Annotated in this window: 10 protein-coding genes; 8 read left to right on the forward strand and 2 right to left on the reverse strand. The window is 66.7% G+C overall.

Translation table 11 applies throughout. The features are described from left to right. Nucleotides 1-68 precede the first annotated feature (68 nt). Nucleotides 69-1,235, reverse strand: coding sequence for a nucleotide sugar dehydrogenase (locus ABE483_RS05550; RefSeq protein ID WP_346481304.1), 1,167 nt, complete (start codon nucleotides 1,233-1,235; stop codon nucleotides 69-71). Nucleotides 1,236-1,568: 333 nt separating this feature from the next. Between ABE483_RS05550 and ABE483_RS05555 the strand changes: the two genes are divergently transcribed. The 3 genes from ABE483_RS05555 to ABE483_RS05565 all read left to right on the forward strand — a co-directional run bounded on the left by ABE483_RS05555 (nucleotide 1,569) and on the right by ABE483_RS05565 (nucleotide 6,477). Then, nucleotides 1,569-1,919, forward strand: coding sequence for a helix-turn-helix transcriptional regulator (locus tag ABE483_RS05555; RefSeq protein WP_313218099.1), 351 nt, complete (start codon nucleotides 1,569-1,571; stop codon nucleotides 1,917-1,919). Beyond that, on the forward strand, nucleotides 1,916-3,223 hold the full coding sequence (locus ABE483_RS05560) for a HipA domain-containing protein (protein ID WP_346481305.1): 1,308 nt from the start codon (nucleotides 1,916-1,918) through the stop codon (nucleotides 3,221-3,223). Before ABE483_RS05555 ends, ABE483_RS05560 begins: the two co-directional genes overlap by 4 nt. 134 nt (nucleotides 3,224-3,357) lie before the next feature. Continuing rightward, nucleotides 3,358-6,477, forward strand: coding sequence for a discoidin domain-containing protein (locus ABE483_RS05565; protein ID WP_346481306.1), 3,120 nt, complete (start codon nucleotides 3,358-3,360; stop codon nucleotides 6,475-6,477). A gap of 12 nt (nucleotides 6,478-6,489) precedes the next feature. Here ABE483_RS05565 and ABE483_RS05570 read toward each other — a convergent pair whose 3' ends face one another. Then, entirely contained in the window at nucleotides 6,490-7,125 is a 636-nt protein-coding gene (locus ABE483_RS05570; protein WP_070427228.1) for a cupin domain-containing protein, read from the reverse strand. Between the two features lie 389 nt (nucleotides 7,126-7,514). Between ABE483_RS05570 and ABE483_RS05575 the strand changes: the two genes are divergently transcribed. The 5 genes from ABE483_RS05575 (at nucleotide 7,515) to ABE483_RS05595 (ending at nucleotide 16,491) form a co-directional block, all read left to right on the forward strand. Then, nucleotides 7,515-9,389: a serine hydrolase domain-containing protein gene (locus ABE483_RS05575; RefSeq protein WP_346481307.1), complete on the forward strand. Its 1,875-nt coding sequence runs from the start codon at nucleotides 7,515-7,517 to the stop codon at nucleotides 9,387-9,389. A gap of 33 nt (nucleotides 9,390-9,422) precedes the next feature. Continuing rightward, nucleotides 9,423-10,421, forward strand: a complete 999-nt coding sequence (locus ABE483_RS05580) for a dipeptide epimerase (RefSeq protein WP_346481308.1) — start codon at nucleotides 9,423-9,425, stop codon at nucleotides 10,419-10,421. Beyond that, nucleotides 10,418-12,418, forward strand: a complete 2,001-nt coding sequence (locus ABE483_RS05585) for a serine hydrolase domain-containing protein (RefSeq protein WP_313212692.1) — start codon at nucleotides 10,418-10,420, stop codon at nucleotides 12,416-12,418. The genes ABE483_RS05580 and ABE483_RS05585 overlap by 4 nt, the downstream gene beginning before the upstream one ends. A 19-nt stretch (nucleotides 12,419-12,437) precedes the next feature. Next, nucleotides 12,438-13,769, forward strand: a complete 1,332-nt coding sequence (locus tag ABE483_RS05590) for a peptide MFS transporter (protein ID WP_313212691.1) — start codon at nucleotides 12,438-12,440, stop codon at nucleotides 13,767-13,769. Between the two features lie 526 nt (nucleotides 13,770-14,295). Next, nucleotides 14,296-16,491, forward strand: a complete 2,196-nt coding sequence (locus ABE483_RS05595) for a TonB-dependent receptor (protein WP_313212690.1) — start codon at nucleotides 14,296-14,298, stop codon at nucleotides 16,489-16,491. Nucleotides 16,492-16,586: the final 95 nt, after the last annotated feature.

Here is a 16,586-nt window from a genome sequence, read left to right on the forward strand (position 1 = left end):
GCGTGGCCCTACCGAGACAAACGGTCGCCTACGGGTAGATCCACGCCATGCGTGGATGCTCTCCAGGCTCAATCCGAGCCGAACAGATCCCGCGTGTACACCTTGTCCGCCACGCCCTCCAGCTCCGGCGTCAGCCGGTTGGCGACGATGATGTCCGCCTCGGCAAGGAACGCCGCGAAATCGTTGACCACGCGGGAGCGATAGAACGTCGCCTCGGTGAGCACCGGCTCGTGGACGATGACCTCGATGCCCTTCGCCTTGATCCGCTTCATCACGCCCTGCACCGCCGAGGCGCGGAAATTGTCCGAGCCGGCCTTCATCACCAGCCGGTAGATGCCCACCACCTTCGGATTGCGGGCCACGATGTCATCGGCGATGAAATCCTTGCGCGTGCGGTTGGACTCGACGATGGCGTGGATCAGGTTCTGCGGCACCTTGCTGTAGTTCGCCAGCAACTGCTTCGTATCCTTGGGCAGGCAGTAGCCGCCGTAGCCGAAGGACGGGTTGTTGTAATGACCGCCGATGCGCGGATCCAGGCTGACGCCCTCGATCATCTGGCGCGTATCCAGCCCGTGCGAACTGGCGTAGGTATCCAGTTCGTTGAAGTAGGCCACCCGCATTGCCAGGTAGGTGTTGGAGAACAGCTTGATCGCCTCCGCCTCGGTCGCGTCGGTGAACAGCACCGGCACGTCCTTCTTGATCGCGCCTTCCTTCAGCAGTTCGGCGAATACCGCGGCGCGCTCGGAGCGCTCGCCGACGATGATCCGGCTCGGGTGCAGGTTGTCATGCAGCGCGCGGCCTTCGCGGAGGAACTCCGGCGAGAACAGGATGGCGTCGGTGTTGAACTTGGCCCGCAACGCGGCCGTGCAGCCGACCGGCACGGTCGACTTGATGACGATGACGGCAGACGGATGGATCCGCAGCACATCGCCGATCACCGCCTCCACGGAGCCGGTGTTGAAGTAATTCGATTTGGGGTCGTAATCCGTCGGCGTGGCGACGATGACGAAATCTGCGCCCTCATAGGCCTGCGCCGGATCCAGCGTCGCGGTGAGATTCAGCGCGCGGTTGGCGAGGAAGTCTTCAATCTCGACATCTTCGATGGGCGACTGGCGGGCATTGATCATCGCCACTTTGGCCGGATCGATGTCCAGCGCCACCACCTGGTGATGCTGTGCGAGCAGCACCGCGTTGGACAGGCCCACGTACCCGGTACCGGCGACGGCAATCTTCATTCAAGGTCCTTTTGTGCGCGGCGACCAGTGTGGACTGCGAAATTTAGCAAACACCGTGCATTGAACGCCGGCACAGGTGGACGGCGTGTCGACCCGATCCCTGTGATTGCCGCTGCTTGGCCGGTGCCCATTGTGCGAGCGCAGGGTTTCGGGGTCCCAATGGCCTCAGTTAATACATGTATCGTTAAACGTCATTTGTGGCGCTTTATGCGATTTTTGCCAGTTAAATAGCCATCTGTGACGCTTTCGATTAATCTCATTTAAGTGCCACAAAGCGTCATTCTTGACGCTACATCCAAATAGTGGATGATAAAGCGTCAAGAGGGGCACTTTATGACGATCACACATCTGATGACCGACGAGGCTGTCCTGGTGGAGCTCGGGCACCGCCTTGCCCGCATGCGCCTGTCGCAGGGCATCACCCAGGAACAGCTCGCTGATGCGGCCGGCGTCTCCAAGCGCACCGTGCAGCGGCTCGAAGACGGCACGCCCGCCCAGCTGGCCAACCTGATCCGTTGCCTGCGGGCCCTCGGCAGGCTGGATGCGCTGGACGTGATGCTGCCCAGCGACGGCCCCAATCCGCTCGATCTGCTGAAGCGCCGCGGCCACCCGCGCCAGCGCGCGCGACCGGGGGCGGCCGCGGCGGCACCGGCCAAGCCGTGGACCTGGGGCGATGAGCAATGAGCACCACGGCCGAGGTGCGCCTGTGGGGCAGCCGGATCGGCGCGGTGACGCTGGCCGACGGCGAGCGGATCGCACAATTTGCCTACGACCCGGCCTTCGCACGTTCCAGCATTGAGGTCGCCCCACTGACCATGCCGCTCGAGGCGGATCGGATCTACGGTTTCCCCTCCCTCAACCCTTCCGGCTTCCATGGCCTGCCCGGCCTGCTCGCCGACGCCCTGCCGGACAAGTACGGCAATACCCTGATCAACGCGTGGCTGGCGACCCAGGGCCGTACGCCGGACAGCTTCAATGCGGTGGAGCGGCTCTGCTATACCGGCACGCGCGGCATGGGGGCGCTGGAGTTCTCGCCTGTGCATGGGCCGCGCGTCCGCACGGCACACAAGATCCAGATCGATGCCCTGGTCGCGCTGGCCACCGAGGTCCTGAGCAACCGCGACAACCTGCGTGCCTCGTTCGGCGATGAAGAACGCGCCGATGCGTTGCGCGACATTCTGCGCGTGGGCACCTCGGCCGGTGGCGCACGGGCCAAAGCCGTGATCGCCTGGAACGAAAGCACCGGCGAGGTCCGATCGGGCCAAGCCGCGGCAGCGCCAGGCTTCAGCTATTGGCTGCTCAAGTTCGATGGCGTGCAGAACAACCGCGACAAGGAACTGGCGGACCCCAAGGGCTACGGCGTGGTCGAGTACGCGTACGCGCTGATGGCGCGTGATGCGGGCATCCAGATCAGCGAGTGCCGGCTGCTCGAGGAAGGCGGCCGCCGCCACTTCATGACCCAACGCTTCGACCGCACCGAGGCCGGTGGGAAGCACCATATGCAGTCGTTGGCGGCGATGGCCCACTTCGACTTCAATGATCCCACTGCCTACTCCTACGAGCAGGCCTTGCTGGTCATGCGTCAGTTGCGCCTGCCGATGGCGCAGCTGGAGGAACAGTTCCGGCGGATGGTGTTCAACGTGATCGCGCGCAACCAGGACGACCACGTCAAGAACATCGCCTACCTGATGGACCGGCAGGGCCAATGGTCGCTGTCCCCGGCGTTCGACATCACCTGGGCGTACAACCCGGACGGCGACTGGACGGCCCGGCACCAGATGTCGATCAACGGCAAGCGCGAGGGGTTCGACGTGGCCGACCTGGCCGCCTGTGCCGCGACGGCCTCGATCAATGCCCGCCGCGCCCGGGACATCATTGAGCAGGTCCGGCACAGCGTGCTGCGCTGGCCGCACTTTGCCGACGAGGCCGGCGTCGCCGGGGTCTGGCGCGATCAGATCCGCGGCAGCCTGCGCACGGACATTCGCTGACGCGCGCGAGCCGATCGCAAATCCACTCACCTGATGCCGCGTTCGATATTGCGACGCGTCATGTAAACGATTACAGCCCCTGCTAGCGTGACCTCCACCCCGCCGTCGGGGTCGTTCAGATCAGGAGCACGTTGATGGGGCTGCATGCTGACCGTTCGACTGTTGTGCACCGGCCGCGCCGCGTCATGGCCGCTACCCTGCTCTTCTCTGCGCTCGCGCTGAGCTTCGGCGCTGCCGCCCAGACCCTGCCGCCGCGCGGCCAGTGGCAGGCCAGCAGTTCCTCCCAGCAGGTGCCGGCGATGGCGGTCAGCCACCTGATCGATGGCGACCCGAAGACGGTGACCGGCGGCGCCTTCAGCCCCGGCCACTGGTTCCAGGTGGACCTGGGCACGCCGAGCACGCTCAGCGGCGCGCAGATCACCTGGAACGTTTCCAATCCCGAGGGCTATACCCTGCAGACCTCGCTGGACGGCCAGCAGTGGCAGCCGGCCTATACCATGCGCGATTCACTCGGCGGTATCGAGACGCTCTACTTCGCGCCGCGCCAGGCCCGCTACCTTCGCCTGGCGAGCCCGGAGCGCACGTCGGACTGGGGCGTGTCGATCTTCGAACTGGAGCCGTTGGACAGCACCACCCGTGCGCGCGTGGCCGGGGTGGATGCAGCCCAGGCCGCGGCGCTGTGGCAAGGCGGCAGCGCGGTCACGATTCCACGTGGCAAGGACGGTACGCACACGCTTGAGATCACCTTGCCGCGTGCCGTGGCTACCACCGGCCTGGCCGTGGACTGGACAGGCGCGCATGGCGCCGCACGGCTGCAGGCGCGTGATGCGCAGGGCAGTTGGATGGAGCTTGCGCGCGATCCGCAGGCCGCTGCACGCCAGCAGAGTTGGCTGGCCGGCACTGCGGCCGTGACCGCCACGGCGCTGCGGCTGACGGTGGAGGGCGACGCGCCACAGGTCGACCGCCTGCGCCTGCTGGGGCCGAAGGCGGTGATGACGCCCATGAAGCGTTACCAGATTGCCGCCAGTGGCGCGCAGCGCGCGTTGTTCCCGGCCTCGCTGCACATGCAGCAGACCTACTGGACCGCAGTCGGCATCCATGCCGGCCGGCAGAAATCGATTTTTGACGAGTACGGCAACATCGAGGCCTTCAAGGGCGCGCCGCTGGTGCAGCCGATCTGGCGCAATGCCGACGGTGTTGCCGCAGGCGCCGCCGACCAACCGGTGCAGCACGCACTGCGCGACGGCTGGAAGCCGATGCCCTCGGCCACCTGGTCGCCACAACCCGGGCTTGAACTGCAGAGCGAGGCATTCGCCCTCGAGCTCGATGGCCAGCCGGTCACCTTCGTGCGTCACCGCCTGCGCAACACCGGCAGTGCGCCCGTTGACGGCACCCTGACCTTGGCGGTGCGGCCGATGCAGATGAATCCGCCGTGGCAGAACGGTGGCCTCTCACCGATCCGCGAAGTCGACATCGAGGGGCAACGCGTACGCATCAATGGTCGCGCCCTGCTGCAGTCGCTGACGCCGGTGGATGCTGCCGGCGCGGCACCATTCGGCCCGGACGGCAGCAGCGAGATCACCGCAGCGATCGCCAACGGCACCTTGCCCGCCGTCACGCAGGCACGCGATACCGATGGTCTGGCCTCCGCGGCGCTGGCCTACCGCGTGCAGCTCGCACCCGGTGCCAGCCGCTCCGTGGTGGTCGCCTTCCCGCTCGGCACCGCGGCAGCAGCCAAAGACGGCTCTCTGCCGGATGCGCCCGCGCTGGGTCTCTCCGGCATACCCCGTGCACCCGATGCCGCGTACGACGCGCTGGCCAAACGTGCATCGGACGACTGGCAGGCGCGCCTGGGCCAGGTCGGCCTGCGCCTGCCTGACCCCTCATTGGTGGACATGCTGCGCGCGCAGGCCGCTTACATGCTGATCAACCAGACCGGCCCGGCGATGCAGCCCGGCCCGCGCAACTACAACCGCTCCTTCATCCGTGACGGCATGGCCACCTCGGCGGTGCTGCTGCGCATGGGCGAATCCAAGGTCGCGCGCGACTACCTCGCCTGGTACAGCGAGCACGGCGTGCACGCCAACGGCCTGGTCTCGCCGATCCTCAACGACGACGGCAGCGTCAACACCGGCTTCGGCTCGGATATCGAATACGACAGCCAAGGCCAGTACATCAGTCTGGTCGCCGACGTCGCGCGGCTGGATGGCGGCCCGGAATCGGTGCGCGCCTACCTGCCCAAGGTGAAAGCAGCGATGCGCTTCCTGCAGGCACTGCGCGAGCGCACGCTGGTGCCGGGCTACATGGCCAGCCAGCCCGCGCCCGAACGCTTCGCCGGCATCCTGGCGCCATCGATCAGCCACGAGGGCTACCCGTCGCCCACGCACAGCTACTGGGACGACTACTGGGGCCTGAAGGGCTGGCATGACGGCGCGTGGTTGGCCGAGTCGCTGGGCGATCACGAAACCGCGGCGTGGGCGCGCGATCAGTACACCGCCCTGCACGATGCGCTGGCTGCCTCGATCCGCGCCACGATGGCGTGGAAGGGCATCGACTTCATTCCCTCTTCGGCCGACCTTGGCGATGGCGACCCGACCGGTGTGTCGATCGCGCTCGACCCGACCGGCGCACAGGATGTGCTGCCGGCCGAGGCACTGCGCACCACGTTCGCGCGGTATCTGCAGGATGTGCGCAAGCGCGGCGAGCCGGGCGCGTTGTACGCCTACACGCCGTATGAAATCCGCAACGTGCTGAGCTACGTGCACCTGGACCAGCCCGAGGCGGCCGACGAACTGCTGCAGGGCCTGCTGCACGACCGCCGCCCGCTGGAATGGCAGGTGCTGGCCGAGGTGGTGCACTCGCGGCTGCGCTTCCCGCGCTACCTCGGCGACATGCCGCATACCTGGATCGGTGCCGAATACGGGCGCACGCTGTTCGGGATGCTGATGCGCGAAGACGATGACGCACTGTCACTGTTGCCGGGCACCCCGCCGTCATGGCTGGCCGGCGATGGGCTGGCCGTGGATCGCCTGCCGACCGCCTATGGCACCTTGGCGCTGCAGGCCTGGCAGCGCGACGGAGCGCTGCAGGTCACGCTGGGCAAGGGACTGCGCAAGGACACCGCGGTGCGCGTGTGGTGGCCGAGCCGGACACGCCCGACGTCCGTGCGGGCGGATGGGCGCAGGCTCACTGACTACGACGCACGCGGTGTACTGCTCACGCAGCCGTTCCGCCGGCTGGAGGCGACGTGGTGAGACTGGGGAAGGTCAGACCCCGCCCTCCTGCTCATGCAGGGTGATCAGCGATTCCATCAGATCCTCGTCCGCGCTGGCACAGACGGCCAGCAGCACCGCTTCCTCGCAGCCGGTATCGACGATGTAGGCGTGGCCCATCTGGCTGTCGATGTAGATGCCCTGCCCGGTCTCCAGCACCACCGGATCGTAGAACTCGGTGTGGACCTGGATGCGGCCTTCGATCACATGCACGTACTCTTCGCCCGGGTGGCGGACCAGCTCACCGAACTCGGCGGTGGTCTTGGCCCGCACCTTGGTGAGGATCGGGATCATCCGCTTGCGCCGCAGTTCGGTGCACAGGTAGTAGTAATCGTAGTTGTCGGTCTGCACCCGCAGCGCTTTGTCGAGCGAGCCGAGGCTGCGCCGCGCGGTGACCGGCTTGGGCGCGCTGTCGGTCTCCGGCTCGGAGAACAGCTCGGACATGCGCAGGTTCAAGCGCTGGGACAGGTGCTGCAGCTTGTCGTAGGTCAAGGTCAAGCGGTCATGCTCGATCTTGGACAGCGTGGACAGCGGAATTTCGGTGTGCTCGCTCATTTCCTTGAGCGTCCATCCCTGGCGGGTGCGCAGACCGCGCAGCAGGGTTCCGAGCGTCGGGCTTTTGGGGCTCATCGACAGGACCTTTGGGCTATTGCTGGTGAAGTTGCCGATACGATACTACGTAGAGATGAATGCCATCCTGATCAGGATGCTTTCTTGTCGCGTTCGCCGCGTTAAGCGCTTCTCTGCGCCCTGAAAACGTTCTCAATGGCCAAAAAACGGCCTGCGCTGGGCGTCCAAACGTCACATTCAGCCCGGTTCGCGCGATCCAATCACGATCACGCGCATTTGACATTTCTCTGATCAGGAATATTGTTGTCTGATTGAGATGGTTTGAAGGGGATCGTCACATGCGTGCGTTGTCAGGGCTTGTCGGCTTGTGCTGTGGGCTGTTGCTGTCTTTCCAGGCCGACGCACAGCGGCCATCCTCCCCACCCCAGGCGGCCACACCGCCTGCCGGCGTGGATTCCGTTGCCCGGCTGACCGCCGACGATGCGACCACCTGGCTGGATGGCTTCATGCCGTATGCCATCGCGCGCGGCGATATCGCCGGTGCGGTGGTCACCGTGGTCAAGGACGGCAAGATCCTGGTCCGCCGCGGCTACGGCGTCTCCGATGTGGCCAAGCAGACGCCGGTGGATCCGGACCGCACGCTGTTCCGGATGGCCTCGGTCTCCAAGCTGATGACCTGGACCGCGGTGATGCAGCTGGTGGAAGCGGGCAAGCTGGATCTGGACGCGGACATCAACCAGTACCTGGATTTCAAGGTGCCCGAACGCGGCCTGCCGATCACGCTGCGCCAGCTGATGACGCATACCGGCGGCTTCGAGGCCAACATCAAGTACATGTGGACCAGCGAGGCCGTGGCCGAAGCCGGTGGCATTGAACTGGGGCCGTACCTCAAGCGCCGCGTGCCGGCGCAGATCTTCGCGCCCGGTACCGTGCCCGCGTACTCGAACTACGGCACCAGCCTGGCCGGCTACATCGTCGAGCGCGTGTCGGGCCAGCCCTTCGCCGAGTATGTCGAGCAGCACATCTTCGTGCCGCTGCAGATGCAGCACGCCAGCTTCCGCCAGCCGTTGCCGCCGGCGCTGCGCGCCCTGGTCACCAAGGGCTATGCCCTCGGCTCGGGCAAGCCGCGTGAGTTCGAAGTGACCCCGTCCGCGCCGGCCGGCGCCCTCTCGGCCACCGGCAGCGACATGGCGCGCTTCATGATCGCGCACCTCAGTGCAGCCGGCGGTCACGACACCGCCATCCTGAAGGCCGCGACCAGCCAGCTGATGCTGACCCCGCAGACCCGCTTCGCGCCGCCACTGAACACCATGGCGCTCGGGTTCTACGAGATCGATGTCAACGGCCAGCGCGTGGTGTCACACGCCGGTGACACCTACTCGTTCCACTCACAGCTGTTCCTGTTCCGCGATCACGATGTCGGCCTGTTCGTCTCGCTCAACAGCGCCGGCGCCAATGGCATCACCGGCCCGATCCGGCGTGAACTGCTGGAAAACTTCGCTGACCGTTACTTCCCGGCGGCCACCTCGGCCCCGGCAGCGGCCGTCGACGCGGCGCTGGCCAAGGCGCAGGCCCGCCAGCTGGCCGCACCGAGCTATCTCGATTCGCGTCGCGCCGAGACCGGCATCGGCCGCACCGGCATCCTCACCCAGACGCGCCTGGAAGCCCTCGACGATGGCAGCCTGCGCTTGCCGCGCCTGAAGCAGCCCAACGGGCAGCCGACCACCTTCAAGCCGATCGGACCGTGGCTGTGGCAGGCGAACAACGGCGAACTGCGCTTGGCCGCCATCCTCAAGGACGGCAAGCCGGTCGGCTTCGCGGTGGATTCCTCCTCCCCGTTCAACGTGTTCCTCGTCGCGGAAGGCTACCGCTCGGCGCTGTGGCTCAAGCCGTTGCTGACCGCTGCGGTGGCGGTGTTGGCACTGGCCGCGCTGGCGTGGCCGATCGCCGCGTTCGTCCGCCGCCGCCATGGCCGCGTGCTGGGCTGGCCGCGCAGCACCGTGCTGGCCTATCGCCTGAGCCGCGCCGCCTGCTGGCTCCTGCTGCTGGTGCCTGCCGCCGCGATGGCCGTGATGGCTTGGGCGTCTGCCGATTTCGCGCGCCTGGACGATCGTCTGGATCCGGCGGTGATCGGGCTGGGCATCGCCACGGTGATCGCGATCATCGGCGGAATCGGCGCAACGGCCTGGAACCTGGTGCAGACGGTCCGCGCTGGACGCGGCTGGCTGGCGCGCCTGTGGGCCGCGCTGCTGCTGCTGTCGGCCTGCGTGCTCGCTTACGCCCTGGTCCTGATGGGCCTGGCCGACTTCGCTCTCAACTACTGACCCATGGCCCCGCCGTGGGGCTGGAGACATCCTGTGAAACTGACCCTGCAGATCGACTCGCTTGCGTTGCTGGCCCCGTTCCGGATCAGCGGTTACGTGTTCGAAAACGCGCCGGTGCTGCGCGTGGAACTGGAAGAGGACGGCCATCGCGGCCGTGGCGAAGCCAGCGGCGTGTACTACTTCAATGACACGCCCGAGCAGATGCTGGCCACGCTGGAACTGCTGCGTGCGCGGATCGAAGCCGGCATCACCCGCGCCGAACTGCAGCAGCTGCTGCCCCGCGGCGGTGCGCGCAACGCGCTGGACTGCGCGCTATGGGATCTGGAAGCAAGCCGCACCGGCAAGCATGCCTGGGCGCTGGCCGGACTCTCACAGACCCGGCCGCTGCTGACCACCTGGACGCTGGGCGCCGATGACCCGGCGACGATGCAGTCGATCGCCACCGGACGCTATGCGCCGGCCAAGGCACTCAAGCTCAAGCTCAGCGGTGACCTGGATATCGACATCGAGCGCGTGCGCGCGGTGCGCAAGGTGCGCCCGGAGGTGTGGATGGGCGTGGACGCCAACCAGGGCTACAGCGTGGATGTGCTCGATGCGCTGATTCCGGTGCTGCTGGAGAACGACATCAAGCTGCTGGAACAGCCCCTGCCGCGCGGTCGCGAAGCCGAGCTCAACGGCTTCGCGCGGCCGCTGCCGTTCGCCGCCGACGAGAGCGTGCAGGACGTTTCAGAGATCGAAGCGCTCGCAGGTCTGTTCGACGTCATCAACATCAAGCTCGACAAGGCCGGCGGCCTCACCGAAAGCCTGGCGATGGTCGGCAAGGCACGCTCGCTGGGCATGCAGGTGATGGTCGGCAACATGATCGGCAGCAGCTGGGCGATGGGCCCGGCCTTCATCGTGGGCCAGCATTGCGACGTGGTGGATCTGGATGGCCCGCTGTTCCTGCGCGACGATCGCGTGCCGGGCCTGCGTTACGACGAGGGCCTGGTGCATTGCGAAGATGCCGTGTGGGGCAAGGGAGTGCAGGCATGAGTCTCTGGCGCCCCCTGATCTGCGGCCTGCTGCTGGCCTCCACCGCCGCGTTCTCGCCGCTGCATGCGCAGGCACCCACGCCCGTCGCGACACCCGCCGCACCGGTGGCTGCCGAGACGCCGGACACCCTCACGCCCGCACCGGCCGCCACCGGCACGCTGGATGCGGCCCGTGTCGATACGTTCCTGGATGGCCTGGTGCCTTATCTGATGGCGCAGGGCGATCTCGCCGGCGCCGTGGTCACCGTGGTCGAGAACGGCAAGGTCGTCACCGAGCGCGGCTTTGGTTTCTCTGATGTTGAAAAGCGCACGCCGGTGGATCCCAAGACCACCCTGTTCCGCCCGGGCTCGATCTCCAAGCTGTTCGTCTGGACCGCGGTGATGCAGCTGGTGGAACAGGGCAAGCTGGACCTGGACACCGACATCAACACCTACCTGGACATCAAGGTCCCGGCCAAGGGTGAGCCGATCACGCTGCGCCAGATCATGACCCACACCAGCGGTCTGGAAGAGCGCATGCGCTACCTGATCGTGCTCGGCCCGGACCATCCGGCCAACCGCGACAACTACCTCAAGGAATGGGTGCCCAACCAGATCTCCGCACCGGGCACCACGCCGGCGTATTCCAACTACGCCACCGGCATCGCCTCGTACATCGTCGAGCGGGTCAGCGGCCAGCGCTTCGAGGACTACGCCAGGCAGCACATCCTGCAGCCGCTGGACATGCAGTACGCCAGCTTCGAACAGAAGCTGCCGGCCGAGCTGCTGCCGCACGCCGCCAAGGGCTATCTGCTGGGCTCGGGCAAAAGCTACCCGGCCGAGAAGAACACCGCGCCGGGCGTGGGCGGTCTGTATGCCTCCGGCTCGGCGATGGCACGTTTCATGATGGCCACGCTCAATCATGGTGAGCTCGACGGCCAGCGCATCATGCGCGCCGAGACCAACGCACAGATGCTGACCCCGCAGCCGGCGATCCTGCCGCATCTGCCGCGCATGGCCCTGGGCTGGATGGCCTCGGACACCGGGGGCTACGACACGCGCTCGCACGGCGGCACGATGCTGTTCTTCTACTCGTGGCTGTGGATGATCCCGGAACGCAACATCGGCGTCTTCGTTTCCACCAACAGCGTGGGGCGTGATGCGGCCGGTTCTGCCCTGCGCGCCCAGGTGTGGGAGCGCTTCGTCGAGAATTTCCTGCCGACCCTGCCGATCGAACGCGCCGGCCCGGGCGTCGATGCTGCGATGGCGCGCGAGCACGCCGCTGCGCTGGCCGGGACGAGCTGGCAGAGCACGCGCCGCTCGGACAGTTCCTATCTGCGCATGCTGACGCTGTTCGCACCGATCCGTGTGCACCCGCAGGATGACGGCACCATCACCGTGGATGGCCAGAAGGGCCTCAACGGCCAGCTGCTGCGCTGGCGCGAGGTGTCGCCGTGGTTGTGGCAGCAGGAGAACGGCCGCGGCCTGTTGGAAGTGAAGGTCAAGGACGGCCGGCCGGTGTACTTCTCCGGTGGCCCGTTCGCCTCGGTGTTCGGCTTTGAACCGATTCCGGGCTGGCGTTCGCCGGCGTGGCTGCGCCCGGCGCTGTTCGTCGCGCTGGGGTTGCTGACGCTGTCGGCCGTGCTACGCATCGGGGGCGTGTTCGTGCGCCGCTACTACCGTGTCGGCGCGCCGGCAGAACGCCGCGGCCTGCGCTGGCTGCAGACGTTGTCGATCACCACGCAGCTGGGCACCGTCGTCGCCTGGGCGCTGTACGTGAAATCGATCGCTGGTCCGGGCGCGATCTCCTCGTACACCAACGGGCCGTTGATCCTGGTGCAGGCGTTGTCCTGGCTCAGCGTTATCGCCGCCCTCGCACTGGTCTGGGTGGCCGTCCGCGCGCCGGCCAGCTGGCCGCGCGTGCGCCGCTACGGTGCCTGGGTCGTCGCACTGGCAGGCCTGGTGGTGGCGTTCGTCGCCATTACCCAGCGCCTGATCAGCACCGGTCTGCAGCTCTGACCTACGGACGCCCTGCCCGATGACCCTCGATGCACCGCGCAAGGCCTGGTTCGGGCAACCGCCAGGCCTGACCATCCTGTTCCTCACCGAGATGTGGGAGAAGTTCTCCTATTACGGCATGCGGGCGCTGCTGGTCTATTACATGACCAAGCAGCTGCTGTTCTCGCAGGAACAGGCCTCGATGGTCTACGGCCTGTACACGGCGCTGGCCTACCTCAGCCCGGTGTTCGGCGGCATGCTCGCCGATCGCTGGCTGGGCAAGCGGCGGGCCGTGATCCTGGGCGGCGCGATCATGGCGTTCGGCCACTTCCTGATGGCCTTCGATGCACTGCTGTATCCGGCATTGCTGGCGATCGTGCTCGGCAACGGGCTGTTCCTGCCGACCTTGCCCGGCCAGGTCGGCGATCTGTACCAGCGCGATGATCCGCGCCGTGGCTCGGCGTTCAATGTGTACTACGTGGGCATCAACCTCGGTGCGTTTCTCGCCCCGCTGATCTGCGGCACGCTGGGTGAGGTGTATGGCTGGCATGTTGGCTTCTCCGCGGCCGGCATCGGCATGCTGCTCGGCCTGGTGATCTACATCACCGGCCGCCGCCATCTGCCGCCGGATCCGCCGCGCAGCGAACGCGCCACGCTGCCCTTCTCCGCCCTGTGGCAGCCAGCCTACCGCCCGCTGCTGCAGGTGATGGCGATGATTGCCGGCTTGATCGTAGTGTTCCGCCTGGCCTACGAGCAGATCGGCAACACCATCGCGATCTGGCTCGATACCGGCGTGGACCGCGTGCTCACCGCCGATTTCACCCTGCCGATGACCTGGTTCTTCTCGCTCAATCCGCTGCTGGTGTTCCTGATCACGCCGATGCTGGTGCAGCACTGGACCCGCCAGGCCCGCAACGGCCGCGAGCCCGCCGCACTGACCAAGATGGCGATCGGTGCTGCGGTGGTCGGCCTGTCCTTTGCCCTGGTGGCGATGCTGGGCGGTGAACCGTCGGCCAAGGTGGGCTGGCTGTGGGCCGTGCTGTTCTTTGCGATCTTCACCTTCGGCGAGCTCTTCATCCTGCCGGTGGGACTGGGCCTGTTCGCACGGCTGGCGCCGGTCGGTTTTGGTGCCACGATCATCGCGTTCTGGTTCCTGGCCTCGTTCGGCGGCAATCTGCTGGCCGGCGCGGTCGGCACGCTGTGGTCAACGCTCTCCAGTGCCGTCTTCTTCTCGCTGATGGCCGGCACCTGCATGCTGGTTGCGGTGCTGATGCTGCGCCTGGAGCGACGTGCCCGACCATTGCTCGCCGGCAATGCTGCACCTGCACCACAGCGTGCCGCCGCGGCCGACGGTGCCGTGACGTCGGGTTGAGCCGGCAGCGTTGAGCATCGCGATCGGCCGCAGCGACGATCGCGGCCGATAGCGACCCGTTTCCCGGCGTACGCCCCTGGGACAGATCAGGCCGCGCGGCAACGCCGTTCGGCACCCGCTGAAATGCTGCAGCGCAATAGTCCGCAATGGGATTATGTTTTCTGATTGCGCTTGACATATACCTGATCAGGCTAAATATTCCTTACATAGGATTTGTAGGGATGTCGAAATGCCCGATCAGTTTCCGTACGACCCCAGCCGCCGGTGTGCCCGCGCACCCGCACTGACCGCCAGCCTCCGCGCCCATCGCGCCGCTGGCCAGCAACACGGCCTTGCACCTGCCAACGCCCGTTACCTGCCGTTTCCTTCCCCCACGCCCCCTCCCCTTACCGACGTGCCAACCCGGCGCGGCTGCGACAGCGCGCGCGTCCCTACCCCTGCACGGCGGTTACCGCCGTGCACGGCCGTCGTTTTTCCTGTTTGACCCCGTTCCTGATTCCGGAGAGCCCGCCACATGCGCAAGCCGATGAAACGTTCGATCCTCGCCTCCACCGTCACCCTGTGCTGCATGGGCCTTGCCACCGCGGCGATGGCCCAGGATGCCGACGCCGATGGCAGCCGCAGCACACCCGATGTGGTGGAGCTTGATCGCGTGGTGGCGACCGCACAGAAGCGCGCCGAGAACGTGATGGAGGTGGCGGCCGGGGTCAGCGTGATCAGCGAAGAGCGTCTCGAGGCATTCGGCGCCACCCGCCTGAACGACTTCGCCGCCTACGTGCCGGGCTTCCAGGTGGACAGCGGCGGCGCACCGGGTCAGACCACGATGGCACTGCGCGGTGTCGCGCCCCTCGGCGGTGGCTCGATCATCGGCACCTACATCGATGACACCCCGATCGGCCCGAGCAGCAACAAGCAGCGCGCGACCACCTATGCACTGGATCTGCTGCCGTATGACATCCAGAGCGTGGAAGTGCTGCGCGGCCCGCAGGGCACGCTGTACGGCGCCAGCTCGATGGGCGGCCTGTTCAAGTACGTCACCAAGGCGGCTGATCCGGATGGTTTCGAGTTCCGCGCCGGCATGGACGTCAATGCCACCAAGGAAGCGGGCGACGTGGGCACTGGCGTGCGCACCTCGTTCAACGTGCCGCTGATCGAAGGCAAGCTGGGCCTGCGCGCCAGCCTTTCGCGCCAGGGCACGCCCGGCTATGTGGATCAACCCGACCTCACCGGCGAGGACGCCAAGGACAGCAACGGCTACTACCAGCTGGCCTCCCGCCTGGCGCTGACCTGGCGCATCAGCGACACCGCCAACCTGCGCGTGCAGGCGTTGTCGCAGATCGTGGATGCCGACAACTCCAGTGCGGTGGGCTTGACCTATCCCACGCTGGAGCCGATCCGCGGCCCGCTCGAAGGCATCCTCCAGCGCGCCACGCCGTACCGGATGGAAACCGACTACTACTCGGCGATCCTGGACTGGGATCTGGGCAACGTCGATTTCGTCTCCGCCACCAGCTTCTCCGAAACCCGCATGGACGAAGTGCAGGATTCCACGCTGGTCTATGGCGTGGCCTGGCCGCTGCTGACCCCGTACCCGGCCGGCCAGGCCCAGTTCGATGTCTTCCTCGGCACGCGCAAGTGGACCCAGGAGTTCCGCCTGAACTCCAAGGAGAACGAGCGCTTCGAATGGTTGCTCGGCACCTTCTTCACCGGCGAGAAGAACACCAACCGCCAGCAGGTCAGTGCCTACGATGCGAACGGCGTCCCGCTGCCGTTCAACCCCGGTGCCGCCAGCCTGCCCGGCACCTATGACGAGCAGGCGATCTTCGCCGACGTCACGTATAAGTTCAGCCCACGCTTCGATGTCTCCGCCGGTGTGCGGCACGCGCGCAACCAGCAGGATTTCGAACAGCACAGCACCGGGCTGCTGTACGGCCCGCGGCCGATCGATCTGGCCGACTCCGCCGATGACAGCGTGACCACGTGGAAGCTGGCCTCGCGCTGGCACCTCAACGACAGTTCGATGATCTACGCGCGCTACGCCACCGGCTATCGCCCGGGTGGACCGAACGTATCGACCTCCGGCGTGGTGCCGATGACCAAGGCCGACACGCTGGACAACCTCGAGCTCGGCTTCAAATCGCACTTCTGGGACCGCCGCGCGATGATCGACCTGGCGCTGTTCCGGATCGACTGGGACGACATCCAGGTGCGCGTTTCCGAGAACGGCCTGAGCTGGATGGGCAACGCCGGCAGCGCGCGCAGCCAGGGGGCGGAACTGAGCTTCATGGTCCGCCCGGCCGAGCGCCTGACGATCGGCCTCAATGCCGCCTACATCGATTCGAAGATCGGTGATGTACCGCCGTCCAGCGGACTGGTGTCCGGCAGCCGGATGCCGATGACGCCGCGCCTGAGCTGGTCGAGCACGATCGACTACGACTTCGATGTGAGCGACCAGTGGCAGGGCCGGGTCGGCGCCGGCTACCGGGTCACCGGCGAGCGCGTGGCCGGCGCGTACGACATCGACAGCTACAACGCGCTGGACCTGCATGCCGAGCTGACCAACATGACCTGGACGGTCCGCCTGTACGCCCGCAATGCCACCGACGAGCGTGCCTACGTCTCCACCGGCTCGGTGCGGGACGCGCTCAACCGCTACGTCGCGGTGACCGGCGTGCCGCTGCAGCCCCGCACGATCGGCATGTCGATCGACTATCGCTACTGAGTGCCGTAGCGCCGTGCCCGGTGGCGCGCACGCCGTCGCCGGGCCCACCGTCGGAAGAGACTAAAGGATTATCCTGATTGGGTTGCATATTCTCT

The organism is Stenotrophomonas sp. TWI602, from assembly GCF_039674045.1.
In the GTDB taxonomy this organism is placed as follows: Bacteria; Pseudomonadota; Gammaproteobacteria; order Xanthomonadales; family Xanthomonadaceae; genus Stenotrophomonas.

Excerpts from the sequence above, each read along its gene's own strand:
- ABE483_RS05550 (WP_346481304.1), bottom strand. The coding sequence starts at position 1,235 with ATGAAGATTGCCGTCGCCGGTACCGGGTACGTGGGCCTGTCCAACGCG.
- ABE483_RS05555 (WP_313218099.1), top strand. The coding sequence starts at position 1,569 with ATGACGATCACACATCTGATGACCGACGAGGCTGTCCTGGTGGAGCTC.
- ABE483_RS05560 (WP_346481305.1), top strand. The coding sequence starts at position 1,916 with ATGAGCACCACGGCCGAGGTGCGCCTGTGGGGCAGCCGGATCGGCGCG.
- ABE483_RS05565 (WP_346481306.1), top strand. The coding sequence starts at position 3,358 with ATGGGGCTGCATGCTGACCGTTCGACTGTTGTGCACCGGCCGCGCCGC.
- ABE483_RS05570 (WP_070427228.1), bottom strand. The coding sequence starts at position 7,125 with ATGAGCCCCAAAAGCCCGACGCTCGGAACCCTGCTGCGCGGTCTGCGC.
- ABE483_RS05585 (WP_313212692.1), top strand. The coding sequence starts at position 10,418 with ATGAGTCTCTGGCGCCCCCTGATCTGCGGCCTGCTGCTGGCCTCCACC.
- ABE483_RS05590 (WP_313212691.1), top strand. The coding sequence starts at position 12,438 with ATGACCCTCGATGCACCGCGCAAGGCCTGGTTCGGGCAACCGCCAGGC.
- ABE483_RS05595 (WP_313212690.1), top strand. The coding sequence starts at position 14,296 with ATGAAACGTTCGATCCTCGCCTCCACCGTCACCCTGTGCTGCATGGGC.